This is a genomic window from Sphingomonas sp. RIT328 (genome assembly GCF_000632225.1).
Lineage (GTDB): Bacteria > Pseudomonadota > Alphaproteobacteria > Sphingomonadales > Sphingomonadaceae > Sphingomonas > Sphingomonas kyungheensis.
In genome coordinates, this window is record NZ_JFYV01000006.1 from 1 (window position 1) to 20,637 (window position 20,637).

General features: G+C 68.0%; 16 protein-coding genes and 1 tRNA gene. 10 read left to right on the plus strand and 7 right to left on the minus strand.

Features of this window, described 5'->3' with window-relative positions:
* On the plus strand, positions 1-390 hold a 390-nt coding region (locus BW41_RS04035), incomplete at its 5' end, for an OmpA family protein (protein WP_037531711.1).
* A 174-nt stretch (positions 391-564) separates the two neighbouring features.
* A complete protein-coding gene (locus BW41_RS04040; protein WP_037531712.1) occupies positions 565-1,866 on the plus strand; it encodes a UDP-glucose dehydrogenase family protein in 1,302 nt (433 codons plus the stop codon).
* Here BW41_RS04040 and ygfZ read toward each other — a convergent pair.
* Positions 1,845-2,573 carry a CAF17-like 4Fe-4S cluster assembly/insertion protein YgfZ gene (gene ygfZ / locus BW41_RS04045; protein WP_037531713.1) on the minus strand — a complete coding sequence of 243 codons (729 nt, stop codon included), beginning with the start codon at positions 2,571-2,573 and terminating at the stop codon, positions 1,845-1,847. The two genes, BW41_RS04040 and ygfZ, sit on opposite strands and share 22 nt — an antisense overlap.
* A gap of 71 nt (positions 2,574-2,644) precedes the next feature.
* On the opposite strand from ygfZ, the gene pyrC reads away from it, so the two are divergent.
* Positions 2,645-3,682, plus strand: a complete 1,038-nt coding sequence (gene pyrC, locus BW41_RS04050; RefSeq protein WP_037531716.1) for a dihydroorotase — start codon at positions 2,645-2,647, stop codon at positions 3,680-3,682.
* Between the two features lie 10 nt (positions 3,683-3,692).
* On the opposite strand, the gene BW41_RS04055 is transcribed toward pyrC, so the two are convergent.
* Complete coding sequence (locus BW41_RS04055; RefSeq protein WP_037531718.1) at positions 3,693-4,436, minus strand: DUF1134 domain-containing protein; 744 nt, start codon at positions 4,434-4,436, stop codon at positions 3,693-3,695.
* A gap of 162 nt (positions 4,437-4,598) precedes the next feature.
* Here BW41_RS04055 and BW41_RS04060 point away from each other — a divergent pair.
* Positions 4,599-4,688: transfer RNA gene (locus BW41_RS04060), tRNA-Ser, on the plus strand.
* Between the two features lie 204 nt (positions 4,689-4,892).
* On the opposite strand, the gene nhaA is transcribed toward BW41_RS04060, so the two are convergent.
* Complete coding sequence (nhaA, locus tag BW41_RS04065) at positions 4,893-6,110, minus strand: Na+/H+ antiporter NhaA (protein ID WP_051583236.1); 1,218 nt, start codon at positions 6,108-6,110, stop codon at positions 4,893-4,895.
* A 318-nt stretch (positions 6,111-6,428) separates the two neighbouring features.
* Between nhaA and BW41_RS04070 the strand changes: the two genes are divergently transcribed.
* On the plus strand, positions 6,429-7,397 hold the full coding sequence (locus BW41_RS04070; protein WP_051583237.1) for a lysylphosphatidylglycerol synthase domain-containing protein: 969 nt from the start codon (positions 6,429-6,431) through the stop codon (positions 7,395-7,397).
* Positions 7,384-8,232 carry an undecaprenyl-diphosphate phosphatase gene (locus BW41_RS04075; RefSeq protein ID WP_037531720.1) on the plus strand — a complete coding sequence of 283 codons (849 nt, stop codon included), beginning with the start codon at positions 7,384-7,386 and terminating at the stop codon, positions 8,230-8,232. The genes BW41_RS04070 and BW41_RS04075 overlap by 14 nt, the downstream gene beginning before the upstream one ends.
* Positions 8,233-8,330: 98 nt before the next feature.
* On the opposite strand, the gene BW41_RS04080 is transcribed toward BW41_RS04075, so the two are convergent.
* Positions 8,331-8,930 carry a CC0125/CC1285 family lipoprotein gene (locus tag BW41_RS04080; RefSeq protein ID WP_152542108.1) on the minus strand — a complete coding sequence of 200 codons (600 nt, stop codon included), beginning with the start codon at positions 8,928-8,930 and terminating at the stop codon, positions 8,331-8,333.
* A 60-nt stretch (positions 8,931-8,990) separates the two neighbouring features.
* Complete coding sequence (locus BW41_RS04085) at positions 8,991-12,392, minus strand: TonB-dependent receptor (protein ID WP_037531722.1); 3,402 nt, start codon at positions 12,390-12,392, stop codon at positions 8,991-8,993.
* Positions 12,393-13,075: 683 nt separating this feature from the next.
* Here BW41_RS04085 and BW41_RS04090 point away from each other — a divergent pair.
* Together BW41_RS04090 and BW41_RS04095 are read left to right on the plus strand one after the other, a co-directional pair.
* The gene (locus BW41_RS04090) at positions 13,076-14,587 is read left to right on the plus strand and encodes a tryptophan halogenase family protein (protein ID WP_037531724.1); all 1,512 of its coding nucleotides are present in this window, start codon (positions 13,076-13,078) and stop codon (positions 14,585-14,587) included.
* 3 nt (positions 14,588-14,590) lie between these two features.
* Entirely contained in the window at positions 14,591-16,090 is a 1,500-nt protein-coding gene (locus BW41_RS04095) for a tryptophan halogenase family protein (RefSeq protein ID WP_037531726.1), read from the plus strand.
* Between the two features lie 18 nt (positions 16,091-16,108).
* Here the strand turns inward: BW41_RS04095 and BW41_RS04100 are convergent, their stop codons facing one another.
* On the minus strand, positions 16,109-17,128 hold the full coding sequence (locus BW41_RS04100; protein ID WP_081792888.1) for a cupin-like domain-containing protein: 1,020 nt from the start codon (positions 17,126-17,128) through the stop codon (positions 16,109-16,111).
* A 229-nt stretch (positions 17,129-17,357) separates the two neighbouring features.
* On the opposite strand from BW41_RS04100, the gene BW41_RS04105 reads away from it, so the two are divergent.
* Together BW41_RS04105 and BW41_RS04110 are read left to right on the plus strand one after the other, a co-directional pair.
* The gene (locus BW41_RS04105; protein WP_037531727.1) at positions 17,358-17,666 is read left to right on the plus strand and encodes a DUF485 domain-containing protein; all 309 of its coding nucleotides are present in this window, start codon (positions 17,358-17,360) and stop codon (positions 17,664-17,666) included.
* The gene (locus BW41_RS04110; RefSeq protein ID WP_037531728.1) at positions 17,663-19,369 is read left to right on the plus strand and encodes a cation acetate symporter; all 1,707 of its coding nucleotides are present in this window, start codon (positions 17,663-17,665) and stop codon (positions 19,367-19,369) included. Before BW41_RS04105 ends, BW41_RS04110 begins: the two co-directional genes overlap by 4 nt.
* Before the next feature lie 37 nt (positions 19,370-19,406).
* Here the strand turns inward: BW41_RS04110 and BW41_RS04115 are convergent.
* A partial coding sequence (locus BW41_RS04115) for a PQQ-dependent sugar dehydrogenase (RefSeq protein ID WP_200870337.1) occupies positions 19,407-20,637 on the minus strand: 1,231 nt, incomplete at its 5' end.

The window sequence follows — 20,637 nt, forward strand, 5'->3', positions numbered from 1 at the left end:
GAGCGACCGGCTCCCGAGCCGGTCGCTCAGGCTCCGGTCTGCTCGCCTGGTCCGTTCATCGTGTTCTTCGAGTGGGACAAGTCGGACGTCACCCCCGAGGCCGCGTCGATCCTCGACAACGCCATCAGCCAGTACCAGAGCTGCGGCAACGCGCAGGTCATGCTGGCGGGTCACACCGACAAGTCGGGTTCGGCCAAGTACAACGTCGGCCTGTCGCAGCGCCGCGCGGACTCGGTGAAGGCGTACATGACGTCGCACGCCATCCCCGCCGGTGTCATCTCGACGGAAGCGTTCGGCGAGAGCCGCCCGCGCGTCGACACCGCCGACGGCGTTCGCGAAGTGCAGAACCGTCGCGTGGAAGTCACCTACGGCCCGGGCGCCGGTCAGTAAGACCAGCTCCTTTCGTAGGACTACAGATTGGGAGGTCGGCGCGAGCCGGCCTCCCTTTTTGTTGCGCGCATCCCGCGATGGGACGTGCGTCGCGGCGGCGGTTGCCCGAGGCTGGCAATCGCGCCGCGTTTGGTTAGAGACGGTGCCACAATCTCATCCGCCAAGAGGATATCGATGCGTATCACGATGATCGGTTCGGGCTATGTCGGCCTGGTGTCCGGGGCCTGTTTCGCCGATTTCGGTCATGACGTGATCTGCGTCGACAAGGACGAGGGCAAGATCGCCGCGCTCAAGGCCGGGCGCATGCCGATCTACGAGCCGGGGCTCGATGCCCTAGTCGCGACCAACGTCGCCGCGGGTCGGCTGACCTTCACCACCGATCTTGCCGCCTCGGTCGCGGGCGCGGATGCGATCTTCATCGCGGTCGGCACGCCGTCGCGGCGCGGCGACGGCCATGCCGACCTCAGCTATGTCTTCGCCGCCACCGAGGAAATCGCCGCGGCAGTGACCGGGCCGACCGTCGTCGTCACCAAATCGACCGTGCCCGTCGGCACCGGCGACAAGGTCGAGGCGATCCTGCGCGAGAAGCGGCCGGAGATCGACGTCGCGGTCGTCTCCAATCCGGAATTCCTGCGCGAGGGCGCCGCGATCGGCGACTTCAAGCGCCCCGACCGGATCGTCATCGGCACCGACGACGAGGCCGCGCGCAAGGTGATGCGCGGCGTCTATCGCCCGCTCTACCTCAACGAATCGCCGATCCTGTTCACCGGACGGCGGACGTCCGAGCTGATCAAATATGCGGCCAACGCCTTCCTCGCGACCAAGATCACCTTCATCAACGAGATCGCCGATCTGTGCGAGGCGGTCGGCGCCAACGTCCAGGACGTCAGCCGCGGCATCGGTCTCGACAATCGCATCGGCGCCAAGTTCCTCCATGCCGGCCCCGGCTATGGCGGCTCGTGCTTCCCCAAGGATACGCTGGCGCTGCTCAAGACCGCCGAGGATTTCGAGAGCCCGGTCCATATCGTCGAGGCGGTGGTCAAGGTGAACGACAGCCGCAAGCGCGCGATGGGCCGCAAGGTGCTACACGCGCTCGGCGATGCGCCCAAGGGCAAGACCGTCGCGCTGCTCGGCCTGACCTTCAAGCCCAACACCGACGACATGCGCGACGCGCCGTCGATCGCGATCGCGCAGGCGCTGAGCGATGCCGGCGTGACGGTGCGGGCCTATGATCCCGAGGGGATGGAAGCGGCGGAGCGGATGATGCCCGAGCTGGCCTTCTGCAAGGATGCCTATGAGGCGGCGACCGGCGCCGACGCGGTGGTGATCGTCACCGAATGGGATGCGTTCCGCGCGCTCGACCTGCCCAAGCTGGCGTCGATCATGGCCGCGCCGGTGCTCGTCGACCTGCGCAACGTCTACCGCCGCGACGAGGTGGAAGGCGCCGGTTTCGCCTATACCGCGGTGGGCCGCTGATCCTCGGCGAGCGCCGCGGCCAGCCAGTCTGGCCGCAGCGCATCGCCTAACGCCTCGACCCGGCGATGCTCGATCATCAGGCCGAGGTCGGGGTAGGTCGTGCGCGTACGCTCGCCGGCGGCGGTGAGCGGCGCGACGACGAGGCGGCGGTTGACCTTGGCGCGATGGTGCATCCGCGCCGTATTCTCCTGTCCGATATAGCAGCCCTTGGCGAAGCTGACGCCGTTGAGCTCGCGCGCATTGCATTCGAGCCACAGCGTCTCGCCATTGCCGAGCTCGGCGACGCCTTCGACCACGCCGAGCGCCAGGCGATGCGCCCGCCAGCCGCGCGCCGGCTCGCCCGCGGGCGCCAGCCAGCGGCGACCGAGCGCGGCGAGGCGCGGATCGGCGACACCCGCCGCACCATCCGGCGCCCAATGGACGGCGCGCGACTCGTCGCGCGCGATGACGATCGGCCGCCGCAGCCGGTAGAGCGTCAGGCGGCGGATCAGCGCATCGGCGGCGTCCCGCTCGACGTCGAGCAGCAGATCGTCGCCATCCGCCCAGACGAGGAAGTCGAACAGCGCCTTGCCCTGCGGCGTGAGCAACGCCGCCCAGACCGGCAGCACGCCGCCGACGTCGTTGGTGACGAGTCCCTGGAGGAAGCCGCGGACATCGGGGCCGGCGAGACGGACGAGCGCGCGATCGCTGAGCGTGGTGGCTTGCATGCGGCTAAGCTAGTGACGCCGCGGGCGTCATCAAGCTGGCGGTGCGGCCGGACGCCCGATAGGGAGGCGCAATGACCGACCGCCTGACCATCCGCCGCCCCGACGACTGGCACGTCCACCTGCGCGACGGCGCGATGCTCGATGCGGTCGCGCGCTATACCGCGCGGCAGTTCGCGCGCGCGATCATCATGCCCAACCTGACCCCGCCGGTGACCGACCTGGCCGCGGCGATCGCCTATCGCGAGCGGATCCTCGCGGCGCTCGGCGGGGCGACCGATTTCACGCCGCTGATGACCTGCTACCTCACCGATCACGCCGATGCGGCGATGATCGCGCGCGGCTATGCCGAGGGCGTCTTCGCCGCGTGCAAACTCTATCCTGCGCATGCGACGACCAATTCAGCGCATGGCGTCACCGATATCCGTGCGCTCACCGACGTGCTCGAGACGCTGCAGCGGATCGGCATGCCGCTGCTGATCCACGGCGAGGTGACCGATCGCAGCATCGACATCTTCGATCGCGAGGCGGTGTTCATCGATCGCGTGCTGACGCCGCTGATCCGCGATTATCCCGCGCTCAAGATCGTCCTCGAACATATCACCACGGCGGAGGCGGCGGCGTTCGTCGCCGAGGCGGCGCATCCGATCGCCGCGACGATCACGCCGCAGCATCTGGTGATCAACCGCAATGCGATCTTCGACGGCGGGCTGCGTCCGCATGCTTACTGCCTGCCGGTCGCCAAGCGCGAATCGCACCGGCTGGCGGTGCGCCGTGCCGCGGTGTCCGGCAGCCCGCGCTTCTTCCTCGGCACCGACAGCGCGCCGCACGTCGTCGGCGCGAAGGAATCGGGCTGCGGCTGCGCCGGCATCTTCAACGCGCCCTATGCGCTCGAAACCTATCTCCAGGTGTTCGACGAGGAAGGCGCGATCGACCGGTTCGAGGGCTTTGCCGCCGAACATGGCGCGCGCTTCTACGGCCTGCCGCTCAACACGGGCACGGTGACGCTGGTGCGCGAACCGGTCGCCGTGCCCGCGCGCATCGGCACAGGCGACACCGCCGTGGTACCGTTCCACGCGGGCGAGACGCTCGGCTGGCGGCTCGAGCGATAGGCCGCGCCGCTCAGAAGGGGAGCCAGCGCGCCTTGCGGGTGATCTTCATATAGCCGACGTTGACGCCGGCACGATAGCCGACGCCGAGCCGGATCGGGATCAGCACGATATTGCCGCGGCGCAGATAGGTCGCGGCGAACCCGCCGACGAAATACAGCCGCCCCTCCGCCGCCGGGAAACGGTGGAACAGGTCGGCGGTGTCGTAGAGATTGTAGACGAGCACGAACACCTTGTTGGCGTCGCCGCCGGCGTCGAAGCCGATCGACGGCCCGGTCCAATAGACCGGCTGCTGTCCCTCGACCTTGTGGCTCATGATCCCCGAGCCGTAGCGCAGGCCGACGATGAACGCGCCCGACGCCTCGCGCCCGGCGATATAGGCATTGGGTTCGCCCTGTTCCTTGAGCACCTTCTCGAGCAGCCCGGCGAGGCCCGCCGCGCCCTTGCCGAACACGTCCTCGCCCGCGGCGAGCAGGTCGTCGCGATGATAGGTCTCGGCCGCCCGATTGACCGCCTCGACGCGGCCGCGCTCCTGCACCGGGGTGGAGGAGGGTGCGGCATCGAAGCCTGGTGCCGGCGACGCCGGTTCGACGGGCGGATCGGCGGGGCGCGGGGCGGGGCGCGCCGCGGGCCGTGGCGGTGCCGAAGTGGCGAGATCGCCGTCGATCGCGCGATTGGGATCGATCGTCGTCACCTGCGCCGACGCGCTCGCCGCGAGCAGCGCCGCCGCCGTCATCGCATATCCCAACCTACGCATGCCAATCCCCCGCGACCAAACCGCCGCGGACGGGTTAACCATCGACGCGCTTGCCGGGCAATGAACGATTGGCGGATCGCCGCGAAATTACGCCCGGCCGTGCACGCGCGCCCAGTTGATCCGCCCGCCGCGCCTCGCTATAGCGCCCACTCTGCCGCATCCGGAGACGTGGGTGAGTGGCTGAAACCAACGCTTTGCTAAAGCGTCGTACGGGAAACCGTACCGAGGGTTCGAATCCCTCCGTCTCCGCCACACCATTCCTGCCGGAATGGCGTCCCCCGCAGCATCTGCCTGTCGCCGCATAGCTTCGGATGTTCTGGGAACTGGCCGGGCGAGCGCGGCTATGCGCCTTGCCCGACGGTTCCGACGCGCGTTCGATCGTAATGGATGGCGTCGATCATCGGCCGTCATCTGCGATTGCGCGCACACGGCAGGCGCGCGCGACGACCGCTATCGTCATGACCCCCGCCGCATCCCGCCGAGGTACAGGACCATGGAACCGGCGAGCGCGGAAACAACGGAGCCGGCGAGGACGCCGAGCTTGACCGCATGCTCGAGCGTCGCGTCGCTGAACGCGAGTCCGCCGATGAACAGGCTCATGGTGAAGCCGATGCCGCAGAGCAACGCGGTGCCGTAGATCTGCAGCCAGGACGCGCCCTGCGGCTTGCCCGCCCAGCCGAGGCGTGCCGCGCCATAGACCGCGCCGAGCACCCCGATCTGCTTGCCGATCACCAGCCCGGCCGCGATCCCCAGCGGCAGGGGCGCGAGCAGCGTCGACAGGCCGAAGCCCGCGAGGGGGACGCCGGCATTGGCGAAACCGAACAGCGGCACGATCGCGTAGGCGACCCACGGCTGCAAGCCGTGTTCGAGCCGGTGCAGCGGCGATCCCGCCGCGTCCGGCGCGCCCGGCGAGCGGCGGATCGGGATCAGGCTAGCGGTGAGCACGCCGGCGATCGTCGCATGGATGCCCGACATCCATACCGCGATCCACAGCAGCAGCGCGAGGCACAGATAGGGCAGCAGCCGCACCACCCCGAGCCGGTTGAGCACGAACATCACGCCTGCGATCAGGCTCGCGGCGAGCAGGGCGATGCCGCTGATGTCATGGGTATAGGCGAGCGCGATCACGGCGACCGCGCCCATGTCGTCGACGATCGCGACGGTGGTCAGGAACAGTTTGAGCGACGCCGGCACGCGCTTGCCGAGCAGCGCCATCACGCCGATGGCGAAGGCGATGTCGGTCGCCGACGGGATCGCCCAGCCGCGCGCCAGCCCCGGCGTCGTCCCGGCGATCGCCAGATAGACCGCCGCGGGCACCGCCATGCCGCTCAGCGCGGCGAGGGTCGGCAGGATGCGATCGGACCAGCTCGCCAGATGCCCGTCGACCAGCTCACGCTTGATCTCGAGGCCGACGAGCAGGAAGAACAGCGACATCAGCGCATCGTCGATCCAGTGCAGCACCGACAGCGGGCCGACATGGGCGGCGAGGATGCCGAGATAGGCCTCGCCGAGGCCGCTGTTGGCGATGATCATCGCGGCGAGGGCCGCCGCCATCAGCACCAGCCCGCCCGACGCGCCGCTGCGCAGAAAGGCCCGCAGCGCGGATCGGGGCTTTTCGACCAGGCTGGTGGCGATGGCGACGACGGGGGACGGGGGCGCGGGTTGATCGGTCATGCGGCGGCTCCGGGCATGATGGGGCGCCGTTGGCGGCCCGACCAACGAGAGACCCTGTCGATGCGCGCGCGCCGACACCCGCGGCGGTCTTGGCATCATGACGATGGCGACACAAGCCGATGTCGCCCATCGCCCGGTCCGCCGATACGCCGGTATCCATCGCGGCCCCGCGGCAGGCGCCGTCGCCGCCAGAGGTCCGACGCAGGGCAGACTTTGCGGTGCGACCTGTGTAGGCCGGCGCGGTGACCGCCTGCGACCTTATCCCGGCCTGCCCGTTCCGCGCGCGTCGGGCGTCCCCGGCTCCCGCATCGTCCTGACATGTCGTGGCGCTCGCTTCTGGTCGCTGCCGCGACGCTCGCCGTGCTCGCGATTTCGGTCGTCGCGCTGCGCCACCTGCTCGCCGATACCCAGTGGAGCGCGGTGATGACCGCGGTTCGCGCGCTGCCGACCGCGGCGCTCGCGGGCGCGGCGATGCTGACGGTGCTGAGCTATGGCATCCTCACCGGGTTCGACGTGGTGGCGTTGCGGCTCGTCGGGCGGCCGGTCCCCTATGCCAGCGTCGCGCTGGCGGCGTTCACCAGCTATATCTTCAGCCACAATCTCGGCTTTGCCGCCCTGACCGGCGGCGCGGCGCGATACCGTATCTACCGCCGCCATGGCGTGCCGCTTGCCGATGTCGGCCAGATCATGATCGTCGCCGGCGTGACCTTCTGGCTGGGCGCCGTCCTGCTGCTCGGCCTGAGCCTCGTCCTGCTGCCGAGCCTGCCGCCCGTCGCGCACCGCGCCATCTCGCCGGGTTTCCAGACCGCCGCCGGCCTGTGCCTGCTCGCGCTGTTGGCCGCCTATATGGTGGCGCTCGGGCGTTTGGGCGGGCGGGCCATACGGCTGTGGCGCTGGCCGCTGCGGCTGCCGACGTGGCGGATGGCGATCGTCCAGTTCGCGCTCGGGACCGGCGATCTGCTCGTCGCCGCGAGTGTCGTGTTCGTGCTGCTGCCCCAGCCTTCGATCATGCTCTATCCCGCCGTGCTGGTCGGCTATCTGTTCGCGATCGTCACCAGCCTGCTCGTCCACGCCCCCGGCGGGCTGGGCGTGTTCGAGGTGGTGATGATCGCCGCTCTGCCGCAGGTCGACCGGCCCGGGCTGGTGGCGGCGCTGCTCGCCTTCCGGTTGATCTATTATCTGATCCCGCTCGCCATCGGCGGGCTGTTGTTCGTCGGCCATGAACTCGTCGGCTTGCGCCGACCGTGCGTCGATGACGGTGTCCGGAGCTTCGATGACCATCCATAATAGCGCACCATGGCTGGAGGCGGCGTTCCTCGGCGTCCTGCAGGGGCTGACCGAGTTTCTTCCCGTATCCTCCAGCGCGCATCTGCGGATCGCGGGTGCGCTGCTGCCGTCCGGCACCGATCCCGGCGCGGCCTTCACCGCGATCACGCAGATCGGCACCGAGGCCGCGGTGCTGCTCTATTTCCGCCGCGACATCTGGCGCATCGCGCTGGCCTGGTTGACCGCGCTGACGAAACGCCCGGCGACGCTGTCGCCGGACGCGCGGCTCGGCTGGCTCATCATCCTCGGCACGCTGCCGATCGCGATCCTCGGTCTGGCGTTCAAGCATCAGATCGAGGGCGGGCTGCGCAACCTCTACATCACGGCCACCATGCTGATCGGGTTCGGGCTGGTGCTCGGCCTCGCCGATCGGATCGGCGCGCGCCGGCTGCCGCTGGAGACGCTCGGCTGGCGGCACGGCGTGCTGCTGGGCTTTGCGCAGGCGCTCGCGCTGATTCCGGGCGTGTCGCGATCGGGCGGCACGATCAGCGCGGCGCTGCTGCTCGGCTTTACGCGGGAGGCGGCGGCGCGCTATTCGTTCCTGCTGGCGATCCCGGCGGTACTCGCGTCCGGCGTGTTCGAGCTGCTCGACAGCTATGACAAGCCGAACCCGATCGGCGGCGGGCCGACGCTGCTGGCGACGGTGCTGGCGTTCGGTGTCGGCTATGCGGTGATCGTCGGGTTCCTCCGCCTGCTGCGGAGCCGCAGCTTCCTGCCCTTCGTCCTATACCGGATCGCGGCCGGGACGGCGGTGCTGCTGCTGCTGTTGGCGAATGGGATGATCGCCGCGCGGTAGCAGGACGGAAAAAAATGGAGGCGGCTGGCCGGCCGCCTCCAGAGGGGACTGTGGAACCATCGCGAGAGCGATGGGAAATTGGGAAAGGCGTGGCCGGCCTAGCGTGTGCCTCTGACCTGTTCGATGACGTCGTCGGCGCTGTAGATCGTCGGCTGCTGGGTCAGGCCGGGAAAGGCGGCGTTGTCCCCCGATCCCGGCTGGATGACGACGACCGACTGCGCCGTCTGACTGGGGCGCCAGCGTTCCAGCACCTGATAGGGCACGTCGCCGCCGCCGAAGCCGCCCGTCGTCGGGCCGGTCGGAACCGCGCCGTCGCTGACCCCGGGCGAGGATCCCGCCTGGCCGGCCGCGCCGCTCGCGGCGCTCGTCGATCCGGTCGCGAAATCCGGTTCGGTCTTGTCGCGCAGGCTGGAGCCGGTGCCGTTGGCGAGATCGCTCGTCTGTGCCGAGATGACGGCAAACCAGGTCATCCCCGCCTCTTTGGTCAGTTCGGCGGCGCGCAGCATCGCGAATTTCGCCACCTGATCGGGCTTCGCGCCCCTGGCGCCGGTGTAGACGATCGTGATCCGTCCATCGGTGCCGGTCGTCGAGCGATAGCCGACGTCCTTGGCCGTCTTCGCCGCCTTATACCCCTTTTGCGCGGTCGCCGGCATGGCCACGACCATCGCGACGCTTGCAATCCAAATGCCGAGCTTCATGACCACCTCCATTGGGCAGGATCGATCCTCGTCTGCGCCAGCGCCGGAGCGCGGCGCCGGTCAGAATTGCAGCAGCGCACCGAACACCACGCGTCGATCGTTGAGGAAGCTGAACCGGTCGAACATCTGGCCGCTCTTGTCGATCTGCACCTGCGACTTGCTCTTCGTGTCGAGGATATTGGCGATCGAGGTGCGCAAGGTCAGCGCGCCGACCTTGAAGCGGACCGAGGCGTCGAGGAACCCGGCCGCCGAGTTGAACACCGGGTTGCCGGTCACGTAATCGCGATACGAGGTGAGATATTTCGATCGCCAATTGTACGCGAGACGCAGTTCGAGCGCGCTGTCCTGGTAGATGCCGACCGCGTTGAGGATATGGTCGGACTGGCCGAGCAGATTGTCGACCCCGAAGCGGAAGACGGTGGTCTGATCGTCCGGCACGCCGTCGCCGTTACTGTCGACGCCGTTGGCCGGTGGCGTCGCCGACGAGTCGATATAGGTGTAATTGCCCTGGAAGCCGAGATGGCTGAGCACGCCGGGCAGCTTGTCGAAGAACTGTTGGTAGCTGACCTCGACGCCCTTGATCTTGGCCTTCGCCTGATTGACCTGGCCGCTGTAGATGATGTTGACGGTCTGGCCGTCGAGCTGCGTGGTGCCGAGCGGCAGGTCGCCGTTGGTGATGATGTTGGACAGGCTCTTGTAGAAACCGGCGATCGAGACATAGCCGCCGCGGAAATAGCGTTCGATCGACAGGTCGAAATTGTCCGCCAGCGTCGGGCGCAGTCGGGGATTGCCGCGATTGACGCGGATTTCGCCGACCGTGATGCTCTGCGCGCCCCGATCGATGCCGTAGAGCGGATCGTTGCGGTCGGTGATCGTCGGATAATTGATCCGGTTGGTGGTCACGACATATTCCTGCGACGCGCGCAGGTCCTGCACGTTCGGCCGGCTCAGCCCCTTGCTGTAGGCGAAGCGGACGAGCTGCTGGCGATCGATGTTCCAGCGTACGTTGAACGAGGGCAGCCAGTTGACGTTGGTCTGCTTGTAAGTGATCGGGACGGCGGCCTGCTCCGAATAAGCGGTCGCGCCGGGCAGGAAGTCACGGGGATCGTCCCGGCTCTCCGCATCGTCGGTTCGCGTTCGCACGCCGTTGGCATCGATTGCGGACGTCTGGGTATCCGCGACGAACGGACGGAACGCCTGGAAGCCCGCCGAATTCAGTTCGGTGCGGACGTAGCGGACGCCGGCATTCGCGGCGATCGACATGCCATTGTCGAACTCGTGCTTGGCGTCGAGCCGCATATAGGCGTTGAACGTGCGTTCGGTGATGTCCGAGATATCCTCGGGGCGGAAGGTCGGCGAGCCGAAGCGCGATCCGTCGTCGGTGCCGCGCGGCAGCCAGCCGAAATTGCCGGCGCAGGTCGGCAGTGCGCAGCCGGCGGGCGGCGCGAGCTGCGGTTCGCTGTTCAGATATTTGCGGAAGTTCGAATAGCTGCTGAGCAGGTTGCGGTTGGCGAAGACGAAGGACTGGTTGGTGCCCTGGACCACGCCGCCGCGATAGAAGTTGCTGAAGCTGACGACCTCCGCGGCCTGGTTGGGGTCCTGGAAGGTGCCGACGATGCCATAGCCGCCGCGACCGTCCCACGGCGGCGCGATCGATCCCCAGTTGAGCGCCATTTCGGCATTGGTCTGGCTCCGCTTGGCATAACGCGCGCCGAGCTTGACGCTGTCGAACCAGCCGCCGAAGCCCTCACCGCCCGACAGATCGTAGGCGGTATCGGCGCGCAGCGCATAAAGGTCGCCCTTGCCGACCTGGAACTGATCGGCGGCGAACTGGAAGGTCGACCCGTTGAAGTCGGCGCTCGACGTCGGCCGGGCGAGGGGATTGGTGGCGCTGTCGCCGGTGTAGCGGGTGTTGTTCGGATTGAACTGATGCTCCGGATCGACCGAGAAGTTGATCCGCGGATTGTCGAGATTGGGCGCGATCTGCCAATCGAGATAGGTGTTGAAGCCGGCCCAGATCTGGCGGGTGCTGGCGCTGGCCTTGGTATATTGCCCGTCGAGGGTGACCAGCAGGCGATCGGTCGCCTGCCATTTGGCGTTGAGGCTGATATCCTGGGTCTTGCTGCGATCCATCCGCCCGATGCCGAGCGAGCCGACCGGCGAGCCGACCGCGCCCGTCCAGGAATCGATGCGGTTGGTGACGAAGCCCGATTCCATCAGGCCGCCCTGGATCGGGATCAGCGTCTCGCAGTCACCCGGATTGGACGGAAAGGCGCCGGCGCCGCTGCACATCGCCACCCCGGCCGACGAGAAGCCCTTGTCGACCTTGAGGTTGGTGATCCCGGCGGTCGTACCGGTATCGTGTTCGGGAAACCATTCGAACGTATGTTCGATGCTGTCGGTGGTCTCCTCGACGCGGATATATTTGGCGGTCAGCTGCAGCCGGTCGTTCTTCCACTGGATCGCGCCGTAATAGCTGCGCCGGTCACGGTCGACGTCGTTCGTCCGCATCTGGAAACCGGGCGTCGTGCCGATGATGTTCGACGGATCGACGCCGGTGAACTCGCCGAGCTTGGCGGCGCCGGTCAGATTGGTCTGCGGCACGTTGCCCGACGCATCGAGCACGCGGGGGAAGGGGGCGTTCTGCTGCCAGCCGTTGATCCGCGAATCGAGGTTCGAGCGCGAATAGGAGGCGATGACGCCGAATTCGCCGATCCCCGTCTGCCACCGCCGTCCGGCGGTGATGCTGCCCGACGGCGACGATTTCTTGCGCAGATCGGTGTAGGTATTGTCGAGCGAGATGGCGAGGAACGGCTTCTGCCGGTCGAAGGGTTCGAGCGTGCGCAGGTTGATCGTGCCGCTGATGCCGCCTTCGATCAGGTCCGCCGTCTGGTTCTTGTAGACGTCGACGGCGCCGATCAATTCGGGCGGGATGCTGGAGAAATCGAGCACCCGGCCGCCGTTGGCGCTGAACGCGTCGCGGCCGTTAAATTCGGAGCGGACGAAGCCGAGGCCCCGGATCAAATTGCCCTGGCCCTCGGGCGACGGGAAGTCGGGCGAGGCGCCACCGGTCGCGAAGCGCGAGATGGTCACGCCGGGAACGCGGCCGAGCGCCTCGGCGACCGACAGATCGGGCAGGGTAGCGATATCGGAAGCGGTGATCGAATCGACCACCGTATCCGCGTTGCGCTTGATTTCCTTGGCGCTCTCCAGCGCCTTGCGGATGCCGGTGACGACGATGTCATTGGGCCGGCCGGGATCGGCGGCGCCATCGTCGGGCACGGTGGCGGGATCGGTGTCGGGGGCGCCGGTCTTCGGCGGTGATGCCTGCTCGTCGATCGGCGGCGTCGCCATCTGCGCGGCCGCGGGCGACACGATCGCCGCGAACACCGACAATGCCGATGTAGTAAGCAGCAGCGACTTTAAAGGCCCGGACACGACCGAGCGTACGCTATTCTTCATGATGGCACCCCCTCCACGTTCGGCGCACCGAACCCGTTCTCCCTTCGACGCCGGCCTTGTGGAACGATCCGGGGCTCTCCAACCCCGGTCGACAACCAGTCATCAAATGTAAGAGTATTGCTATGTCAGGTATTTGTAAGACGCAAGACGAAAAATTATAGACGCTATTCTGTCGTATTCCGGCCTAACATTGAGGTGGCGGCGCTTCCCCTTTGCAAATTCAGGGGGCAGGTTTATCTCATTGAAAGGGAAGAAAAGGGGGCGAAAAATGCACAGATTGAATCCGTTTTGATGGGCGAAATCATGCGCCATGTGTCGCCGCGAGCCGGTCAACATCGATATGCCGAAACTAAGGCTAGGCGTTTGCGAGACTTGCGCGCGGATTCCAGGGGCTTGTCAGACATAACGGCGAGGCTTCGCTTGCCGGTGCCTGCTACATTAGAACCGGATCGGGTCTATGAACGAAGCCGGATGGCGCTACGTCTTCCCCGCAACGACTTGCAGCCGTTGGATAGAAAACTTTACTGGTATCGCAGATTCAATGGGATGAGGGTTCAAATTACTGTGTTGGTCGATACTGGCATTGTCGCGATCGCAGCAAATCGGCGGCACGATACTTCGACGATTTGTCCGGTCGGCGTGGCTGACAGGCCGGCACGAGCCCCGGCGCAGGCGCCCGGTCGATGACGGCGCCGTCCATCGGATCGATCGTCATCGTCGGTGGCGGCTCCGCCGGCTGGATGACCGCGGCGGCGCTGTCCAGCCTGATCGACGAGCGCAGTGCGATGACCATCACCCTGGTCGAATCGGAAGCGATCGGTTCGGTCGGCGTCGGCGAGGCGACGATTCCCGACATCCTCGCCTTCAACCAGATGCTCGGCATCGACGAAGCCGAATTCATGCGCGCGACCGAGGCGACCTTCAAACTCGGCATCGAGTTCATCGACTGGGCCCGGCCGGGCGATCGTTATATCCACCCCTTCGGCCAGCATGGCGTGGATATGGAGGGGGTCGACTTCCATCATTACTGGCTGCGGCTGCGCGCGGACGGCGTCGAGACGCCGATCGAGACGTACAGCCTTTCCGCATTGGCGGCGCGGGCCGGGCGCTTCACCGCGCCGCATCCCGATCCGCGATCGATCCTGTCGCATCTTCGCTACGCCTATCATTTCGACGCCGCGCTCTACGCCCGCTATCTCCGGCGCTATGCCGAGGCGCGCGGCGTGACCCGTGTCGAAGGGATCGTCACGCAGGTCGATCGCACCGCGTCCGGGGAGGGGATCGCCGCCGTCGTCATGGCTTCGGGGGAGCGGATCACGGGCGATATCTTCTTCGACTGCACCGGCTTTCGTGCCCTGCTGATCGGCGAGACGCTCGACGTCGCGTATACCGACTGGAGCGCCTGGCTGCCGTGCGACAGCGCGCTGGCGATGCCGAGCGCGCCGGTCGGCCCACCACTGCCCTATACCCGGTCCACCGCACAGCCGGCCGGCTGGCAATGGCGCATCCCGACGCAGCGCCGCACCGGCAACGGCCATATCTACAGCCGTCACTTCATGGACGACGATACGGCCGAGGCCGTGTTGCGCGCGGGGGTGGACGGCGCGCCGCTCGCCGAACCGCGGCAGATCCGCTTCACCGCGGGGCACCGCCGCCGCTTCTGGTCGGGCAATTGCGTCGCGATCGGCCTGTCCGCGGGCTTCCTCGAGCCGCTCGAATCGACCTCGCTCTATTTCATTCAGGAGGGGATCAGCCGCTTCATCTCGCTCTTCCCGACCAAGGATATGCCCGACATCCTGCGGACGGAATACAATCGGCACATGAATGTCGAATTCGAGCAGGTGCGCGACTTCATCGTGCTGCATTATGCGGCGACGGAGCGCGACGACACGCCGTTCTGGCGATATTGCCGGACCATGGATCTGCCCGACACGCTCCGCCACAAGATCGAGCTGTTCCGCGAAACCGGACGGGTCTTCCGCTACAATGACGAATTGTTCGCGCGGCCGAGCTGGGTGGCGGTGCTGCTCGGGCAGCGGATCATGCCCCGACGCTATGATCCGGTCATCGCGACCCTGCCGGTCGGCGACGTCGCGCACAGCCTGCGTTCGATGGCACATGCCATGGCCGATGCCGTGCAGCGCCTGCCGACGCATGCCGACTATCTCGCGCATTATTGCGCGGCGGGGCGCTGAGCGATGGACCCGCTGGCGATCCGCAGCATCGTCGTGGTCGGCGGCGGCACCGCCGGCTGGATGGCGGCCGCGGCGCTGTCGCATATGCTGACCGGGGTGGAGATCGATCTGGTCGAATCGGAGGCGATCGGCACCGTCGGGGTCGGCGAGGCGACGATCCCGCATATCCTCTACTTCAACCGCCTGCTGGGCATCGACGAGGCGGAGTTCATCCGCCAGACCGGCGCGACGTTCAAACTCGGCATCGAGTTCGTCGACTGGGGCCGGATCGGGGACCGGTATTTCCACCCCTTCGGCACTTATGGTCAGGAGATGGAGGGGCTCCACTTCCATCATTTCTGGTATCGCCAGACGCGGCTCGGCCATGCGCTGCCGCTCGACCGGTTCAGCATCGGCGCGCAGGCGGCGGCGGCGGGCCGGTTCCAGCGACCGGATCAGGCGCGGCCGGGATCGCCGCTCGGCACGCTCAACTACGCCTATCAGTTCGATGCCGGCCGCTATGCCCGCTTTCTGCGCGAGCGTGCGGAGGCGCGCGGCGTGCGTCGCAGCGAGGGGCGGATCACCACGGTGCGGCGCGCGGCGGAGACCGGTCATGTCGAGGCGGTCGTCCTGGAGGACGGGCGCGCGCTCGGCGGCGATTTGTTCATCGACTGTTCGGGGTTCCGGGGCCTGCTCATCGACCAGACGCTGGCGGCGGGGTTCGAGGACTGGAGCCACTGGCTGCCGTGCGACCGCGCCGTCGCCCGTGCCTGCGCGCGGGTCGACGCGCCGCTGCCCTATACGCGCGCGACCGCGGTGGCGGCGGGCTGGCGATGGCGCATCCCGCTCCAGGCCCGCACCGGCAACGGCTTCGTCTATTGCTCGCACTATTGCGATGACGAGGCGGCGCTGCGCTCGCTCGACGCCGCCCTCGACGGCGAGCCGCTGTCGAACCCCAACGTCCTGCGCTTCAAGGCGGGTCTGCGGCGCAAGGCCTGGGATCGCAACGTCGTCGCGCTCGGCCTTGCCGCCGGCTTCCTCGAGCCGCTCGAATCGACGTCGATCCACCTCATCCAATCGGGGATCGCGCGCCTGCTCACCAACTTTCCGGATCGCTGCTTCAACCAGCACGACATCGATTATTACAACCGGCGCACGCGGATCGAATATGAGCAGGTGCGCGATTTCATCATCCTGCATTACGCCGCCACGACGCGTGACGATTCGCCCCTGTGGCGCCATTGCCGCACCATGGCGCTGCCCGCGTCACTCGCGGAGCGGATCGCGATCTTCCGCGAGAACGGCCGCCTCTACCGGCACGACAATGAGCTGTTCAGCGAGACGAGCTGGCTCGCGGTGTTGCACGGCCAGGGCATCGCGCCCAAGCGCCAACACCCGCTGGCGCACCAGTTGCCCGAGCAGGAGCTCGACCGGCGGATGGCGCATATCGCCCGGGCGATGGACCTGACCGTCGAGCGCATGCCGTCGCATCAGGATATCCTCGATACGATCGCCGGCGGGTGAGCGGCGCGCCGGCGATCGTCAGCCGCCGCCCAGCATGGCGACCAGATAGTGTTTGATCCGCTGGCTGCGGGAGGCGGAGGCCGCCCCCAGCACGCCGCGCGCCGCCTCGGGCAGATGATCGGCGACCCGCCCGGCGGACTCATCGAAGACATAGTGATCGAACCAGCCCCGCCAGACCGCGCGTTCGGCGGCGGGCAGATCGCGCACCGCGAGCATCGCGTGAATCATTGCGGTGAAGGGGCTGCTCGCCGTCGGATCCTCCGCCCAGTAATTGACGAGCACGTTCAGCGGCCCGAACGCGCGGACGTTGTGCCACCACAAGGTCGGCATAAAGATCGCGTCGCCGGGCGCCAGCTCCGCGACCAGCGCATGCCGCATCGCCGTCGCGAAGCGCGGATACCGGTCGAGGTCGGGGGCATCGGGATCGACCATGCTGGTCGGCTGCCCCGCCATCGTCTGTTCGAGCGGCCCGACGTAGAGATTGGCGAGCTGGTCGGGCGGGAAGAGGAGAAAGCGGCGGCGCCCGCCGACGACGCAGGCGAGATTCGCCGATCCGTCGAAATGGGTCGAGATCCGCGTCTCGTTACCGATCCAGATCCGCGCCTTGGCGCCCGGCAGCGTCAGCGCGAGCGGATTGGCGTCGCTCCAGCCGGGCAGCAGCTGTCCGGTCGGCGCCGACCCGGCGTAGAGCGCCGGCGCTGCGGGATCGCCGGCAAAGCGCACCAGCTCCGACAGCAACACCTTCAACGGCACCATCCGCCGATGGAAATTGAAGTCCTGCACCGTCGCGTCGTAGAAATAGCGGCCGGCGATCTCCGGTCGCCCGACCATCACCTGCACCGGCGCGCCCTGGTCGAATTGCCCGATGTAGCGCGCCAGACTCTCGCGGCCGGCATTGGCGGCGGCGATCGCCGGCCAGTCCGCGACCTGTCCGCGCAGGACGACGGGCTGCCCCTGGCGGACGATCGTGTCGGCAAAGGTCGCCGCATCCACCCGCCCGCATTCGGGCAGCGGCCTGGCCCAGTCCAGCGGCATCATCGCACGCCCTCCGCCATGATCTTGCGCCTCCCCCTGTGCGACCCGCGCCCGCCGATTGCCATGCGACCGTCGTTTGCGCGTTGATTCTCCGGATCGGACGGGAGCTTAGCGTCAATCCACTGACGCGCACAACGGATGGGCCGGAGTGTTTGCGCGAACATGGCGGGGCCGAAACGGCTTGCGGCCCGGCGCCTTTGCTGCATGATCGGGCAAAAGCGGGGGAGCGAGCATGGATACAGCCGAATGGGCCCGGATCGCAGCCGATCCGCGATATATCGCGCTGGTGCGGCGGCGCCGGCGGTTCACCTGGGGGCTCACCGGAGTGATGCTCGCCGCCTATCTCGGCTTCATCCTGCTGATCGCCTTCGACAAGGCGCTGCTCGCGCGACCGATCGGGCAAGGCGTGACCTCGGTCGGCATCGTCGTCGGCTTCGGCGTCATCCTGCTCGCCATCGTGCTGACCGGTCTGTATGTGCGCCGCGCCGCGCGCGAGTTCGATCCGTTGAGCGAGGCGCTGCGCAGCGAGTCGCGCGCGTGACGCGCCGGGCAGCGCTCGCCCTCGCCGCGGGCGTGGTGCTTATGCCGGCTCCGGCGCTGGCGGATGCGCTGGCGGGCGAGACGGTCCGGCAGCCGACCAACTGGACCGCGATCGCGATGTTCGCCGCCTTTGCGGTGCTGACGCTGGCGATCACCCGCTGGGCGGCGCGACGGACGCGCACCGCGAGCGATTTCTACACCGCGGGCGGCGGCATCACCGGCTTCCAGAACGGCCTCGCCATCGCCGGCGACTATATGTCGGCGGCGTCGTTCCTCGGCATCTCGGCGCAGATCTTCACCGACGGCTATGACGGGCTGATCTATTCGATCGGCTTTCTCGTGGGCTGGCCGATCATCCTGTTCCTGATGGCCGAGCGGCTGCGCAACCTCGGCCGCTACCCCTTCGCCGACGTCGCCAGCTTCCGCTTCGCGCAACCGCCGGTCAGGGGCTTTGCCGCGATCAGCACGCTCACCGTCGTGCTCTTCTACCTGATCGCGCAGATGGTCGGTGCCGGGCAGCTGATCAAATTGCTGTTCGGGCTGCGCTACGAATATGCCGTCGTCATCGTCGGCGTGCTGATGACGCTGTACGTGCTGTTCGGCGGGATGACCGCGACCACCTGGGTACAGATCGTCAAGGCGGTGCTGCTGCTCGGCAGCGCGACCTTCATGGCGCTCGCGGTGCTCGCGCAATTCGGCTTCTCGCCCGAAGCGCTGTTCGCGCGCGCCGTGGCGGTGAAGACCGACCTCGCCGCCGCGGCCGGCCTCGATCCGGGCGCGGCGGCGGTGCGCGGGCGATCGATCATGGGGCCGGGCAATTTCATCAAGGACCCGGTGTCGGCAGTGTCGTTCGGGCTGGCGCTGATGTTCGGCACCGCCGGCCTGCCGCATATCCTGATGCGCTTCTTCACCGTTCCGGACGCGCGCCAGGCGCGCAAGTCGGTGCTGTGGGCGACGGGGTGGATCGGCTATTTCTACCTGCTGACCTTCATCATCGGCTTCGGCGCGATCGTGCTGGTCGCGACCGAGCCGCGCTACCTCGATCCCGCCGGCGGGCTGGTCGGCGGCGGCAATATGGCGGCGATCCACCTCGCGCATGCGGTCGGGGGCAATGTGTTCCTCGGCTTCGTCTCCGCCGTCGCCTTCGCGACGATCCTCGCGGTGGTCGCCGGGCTGACGCTGTCGGGCGCCTCGGCGGTCAGCCACGATCTCTATGCGACCGTGTTCCGCAAGGGCGCGGCGGATTCGGCGGCGGAGCTGCGCGTGTCGCGGCGTACCGTGCTGGTGCTCGCGATCCTTGCGATCCTGCTGGGCATCATCTTCGAGAAGCAGAACGTCGCCTTCATGGTCAGCCTCGCCTTTGCGGTGGCGGCGTCGGGCAATTTCCCGGTGCTGCTCCTGTCGCTGCTGTGGAAGGGCTGCACCACCCGCGGCGTGGTGGTCGGCGGCACGCTCGGGCTGGTGCTGGCGGTGGGGCTGACGGTGCTGTCGCCGGCGGTGTGGGTGACGATCCTCGGCCACCCGGCCGCGATCTTCCCCTATTCGTCGCCGGCGATCATTTCGATGCCGGCGGCGTTCCTCGCCATCTGGCTGGTGTCGCTGTTCGATCGCAGCGCGCGCGCCGCGGTCGACCGCGACGGCTATCTCGCGCAGCGGGTGCGTGCCGAGACGGGGATCGGCGCCGTCGGCGGGGCGTCGCACTGACGCGAAGCGGTCGGCGGGCGGGGGCCCCGCCCGCCGCTCACCCGCCGCGGTTGCCGACGAGATGCAGCAGCCGGCCCGAGTCGCCGTCCTCGAGCAGCCACAGGCCGCCGTCGGGTCCGGCCATCACCGCGCGGATGCGGGCGCCCATGTCCCACCGCTCGGCCTCGCGTGCGCTGGTGCCGTCGAAGGCGAGGCGGATCAGCGCGGTCGAGGCGAGGCCGCCGACGAAGGCCGATCCGCGCCACTCCGGGAACATGTTGCCGGCGTAGAAGGCGAAGCCTGCCGGCGCGATCACCGGGTTCCAGTAGAGGACCGGCTGTTGCAGATCGGGGCGGCTGTCCGGCTTGGCGATCGGCGTACCATCGTAATTGTCGCCGTAGGAGACGAGCGGCCAGCCGTAATTCCTGCCCGGCTCGATCAGGTTGAGCTCGTCGCCGCCCTGTGGCCCCATCTCGGTTTCCCAGAGACGCCCCTGCGCGTCGAAGGCGAGGCCGTACGGATTGCGATGGCCGCTGGTCCAGGTCTCGGCAGGCGTCAGGTTGGGCGTGGTCAGCGTCACCTTGCGCACCGGCGCCTTGGCCGCCGCGCCGGTATTGGCGGGCGGATCGATCACCCCGATCGTCGCCGCGCCGGTCTGGCCGGCGTGCGGATTGCCAGGCGCGGGCTTGCCGTCGAGCGTCAGCCGCAGGATCTTGCCGAGCGCCTGGTCGGGGTCCTGCGCGGGGGTGAAGCGCTGCCGCTCGCCCGAGGTCAGGAATAGAGACTGGCCGTCGGGCGAGAAGGCGATATAGCCGCCGAACTGGCCGCCGTTGCCGCGCGGCAGCTGACGCCACAGCACCTCCAGCCCCTGCAACGCCGGCTTGCCGTCCGCCGTGCCGAGCGTCGCGCGGGCGAGGGCAAGGCCGTCGCCGCCCTCGCCCGGTTCGGCATAGGTCAAATAGATCTGGCGGTTCTGCGCGAAGCCCGGCGCGGTGGCGACGAACAGCAGGCCGCCCTGCCCCGATTCATGCACGGTCGGCACGCCGCCGACCGCGGTCTTGCCGCCGTTCGGCGTCACCAGCCACAGGCGCCCGGGCTTTTCCGTCACCAGCATCGTCGCGTCGGGCAGAAAGGCGAGCGCCCAGGGCGAATCGAAGGTGGCGACCGGCACCGTCCGGAACGGCTTGGTCGCGGCGGGTTTGCTGTTGCCGTAATTGACCGGCGCCGCCGCGGCCTGCCCCCGTTCCTCCGCGGCGGGGGGCCCGGGGCCGCCGGCCCCCCGGGCCCGC